We start from the raw sequence: 2,955 nt of genomic DNA, 5'->3' as shown, positions 1-2,955 counted from the left end.
CGACCGCCGCGACCGGCGCTCGCGCCGCGACCGCCGGGTGGACGCCGACGCCGACGCCTCGGCGAACGGTTCGGCCTCGGCCGACCGCAACGGCGCCTCGGTCAGCGCCGGGGCCAGCGCCAGCGGCTCGGCCCGCACACGCCCCAACTGATCGAGGGGGCCACAGTGGACGAACGCCCCGCCGGCCCGCGCCGACGGGGCGTTTTCGTGCGGCCGACCGGAGCGGCTATTCCGTCACGGCCGCGATCCCGGCCAGCAGGGCGGCCGCGGTGATCGGCTTGGGCAGGTGAAGGTCGGCGCCGGCGGCGAGCGCCTCGTCGCGATGGCGGGCCATGGCGTTGGCGCTCAGCATCACGACGGGCGTGCGCGGCCGGGCGGGATGGTCCTGTTCCCAGGCCCGGATGGCGCGCGTCGCCGCGAGACCGTCCATCACCGGCATCTGCATGTCCATCAGGACCAGGTCGAACAGGTCGGCCCGAAACGCCGTCAGCGCCTGGACGCCGTCGTCGACGGTCACGACCTCGGCCCCCTGCACGCTCAGGATCAGCTGCACCACCCGCTGGTTGGTCGGGTGGTCGTCGGCGAGCAGAATCCGGAGCGGCTGATCGTTGGCCGCGCGGATGGGAGCGGTGGACGGCCGCGCGGCCGGATTCGCCGGCGCCTCGTCTCCGGCCGGCGCTTCGGCGCGGGGCAGAGGCAGGTCGACCCGGAACAGGCTGCCCACCCCCGGCGTGGAATCGACGCTCATGGCGCCGCCCATCATCTCCACCAGCGACTTGCAGATCGACAGGCCGAGCCCCGTGCCGCCGAACCGGCGGGTGATAGTGGTGTCGGCCTGGCTGAAGCGTTGGAACAGCAGGGCGGCCTGTTCGGGCGGGAAGCCGACGCCGGTGTCGCGCACTTCGAGCGTCAGGCGCGAGAGACCGTCGCCGCCGGCCGCCTCGGCGACCTCGATCGCGACGCCGACCGACCCGCTGGCGGTGAATTTGACCGCGTTCGACAGCAGATTGGCGAGCACCTGCTTGATCCGGGTGCTGTCGCCCAGGAAGGCGCCGGCCGCCGCCGGTCCGCGCCGCAGATCGAAGCCGAGGCCGGCCGCCTCGGCCCGCATCCGGGCGCTGTCGATCACGCCGGCCAGTTCGCGCTCGAGATCGAAGGGCCGGATCTCGATCTCCAGCTGACCAGCCTCGATCTTGGACACGTCGAGGATGTCCGAGACCAGCCGCTCCAGCACCACGCCCGATCCGCGCACCAGTTCGACCATCTCGCGCTGCTGCGGGGTCAAGTCGGTTCCAGCCAGGGTGTCGACGATGCCGATGACCCCGTTCAGCGGCGTGCGGATTTCGTGGCTCATATTGGCGAGGAAGTCGCTCTTGGCCTGGTTGGCGACCTCGGCGGCGGCCTTGGCCTCGATCAGGGCGCGCTCGGCCGCCACCCGGTCGGTGACGTCGCGGGCCACGCCATAGACGCGATCGCCGACCCGCCGCGCCCGCCATTCGAGAGTGCGGTAGCCGCCGTCCTTGTGCAGATACCGGTTGATGAAGCCGACGACCGGGTCATTCGGGCCGCGGTTCTCGACCTCGACCACGCTCTCCATCGTGGCGGCGTGATCGTCCGGGTGGAGCAGGCGCAGCAGCGGGCGGCCCTCCATCTCCACGGGCCGGTGGCCGAGAATTGTCTCCCAGGACGGGCTGGCGCGGACCACGCGTCCGTCCAGTTCGCGAATGACCAGCAGATCCAGCGACACGTCGAAGAAGGTGGTGATCGCCAGCGCGTCGACGTCGTGATGCGGGACGGGCGAAGGGGACGGCATCAGAGACGGGTTCCTGTTCGGGCGGCCGGCGCCGCCCCGAATCTGCAACCGCAGAGCTTAAGACCCTACCCCCATCGGTCAAACGGGCGGCGCCGCCCCAGCAATCGGGCCGAACACCCGCCGGAAGCTGGTCCGCAGCGCCTCGTCGGCCTCATCCATGGTCGCCGGGACGCCGAGATCGACCAGGCTGGTGACGCCGTGCTCCTGGATGCCGCACGGCACGATGCCGGCGAAATGGCCCAGATCAGGCTCCACGTTCAGGCTGACGCCGTGGAAACTGACCCATTTGCGGACCTTGACGCCGATGGCGGCGATCTTGTCCTCGCGCGACCAGCCGGCCCCCTTGCGTTCCACCCAGACTCCGACCCGGCCCTCGCGCACACCGGCGGGGACGCCGAACTCGCCCAAGGCCCCGATGATCCATTGCTCGAGGCCGCGCACGAAGGCGCGCACGTCCCGGCCCCGCCGGTTCAGGTCCAGCATCACATAGGCCACGCGCTGGCCCGGCCCGTGGTAGGTGAACTGGCCGCCGCGCCCGGTGCGGTGGACCGGGAAGCGGCCGGCGTCCAGCAGGTCGGCGTCCTTCGACGAGACGCCGGCGGTGTAGAGGGGCGGATGCTCCAGCAGCCAGACCAGCTCGGGGGCCTCGCCCGCAGCGATGGCGGCGGCGCGGGCCTCCATCGCCGCGACCGCGGACGGGTAGTCCACGAGGCCGGACGACACCGCCCACTCGGCGGCCGCGCCGTCCTCGCGAAGCAGCTTCGACAGGGGCGGGCCGGAGTCGGCGGAATTTAAGGACTGGGAAAGCATGTTCCCTCCAATGTGGGGATCGGGAGCGCCATGCAACAACGACCCGCCCAGTCCCAGTCAGCGTCAGAGTACCCGGTGAGTCAGATCGAAGCTGTAGACGTAGAGATTTCGGTCGTCCTGGGACGCTCTGTTCTGCCGATGAGCCAGCTACTGCGGATGGGCCGCGGGGCGGTGATCCCGCTCGACGCCTCGGAGAACGACGAGGTCTGGATCCTGGCCAACAACCATCCGGTCGCCCGCGGCGAGATCGAGATCCGCGAGGACCGCATCGCCATCACCGTGACGCGGGCGGCGGACGTGTATGACTTCATGGCGGGAGCGGCCTGAGGGGA

The 2,955-nt window shown here is 71.0% G+C and carries 3 protein-coding genes; 1 reads left to right on the top strand and 2 read right to left on the bottom strand.

Annotation, left to right across the window (positions count from 1 at the left end):
- Nucleotides 1-226: 226 nt before the first annotated feature.
- Entirely contained in the window at nt 227-1,813 is a 1,587-nt protein-coding gene (locus VGD32_RS08985; RefSeq protein WP_331031555.1) for a PAS domain-containing hybrid sensor histidine kinase/response regulator, read from the bottom strand.
- Nucleotides 1,814-1,891: 78 nt separating this feature from the next.
- Nucleotides 1,892-2,623 carry a lipoyl(octanoyl) transferase LipB gene (lipB, locus tag VGD32_RS08980; protein WP_331031554.1) on the bottom strand — a complete coding sequence of 244 codons (732 nt, stop codon included), beginning with the start codon at nt 2,621-2,623 and terminating at the stop codon, nt 1,892-1,894.
- A 30-nt stretch (nt 2,624-2,653) separates the two neighbouring features.
- On the opposite strand from lipB, the gene VGD32_RS08975 reads away from it, so the two are divergent.
- The gene (locus VGD32_RS08975; protein ID WP_414644386.1) at nt 2,654-2,950 is read left to right on the top strand and encodes a FliM/FliN family flagellar motor switch protein; all 297 of its coding nucleotides are present in this window, start codon (nt 2,654-2,656) and stop codon (nt 2,948-2,950) included.
- The last annotated feature ends 5 nt before the right edge of the window (nt 2,951-2,955 follow it).

This window comes from Brevundimonas sp. (assembly GCF_036402095.1).
In the GTDB taxonomy this organism is placed as follows: Bacteria; Pseudomonadota; Alphaproteobacteria; order Caulobacterales; family Caulobacteraceae; genus Brevundimonas.
Note: the sequence above shows the minus strand (reverse complement) of the source record. Positions and strands in the feature narration are given on the sequence as shown.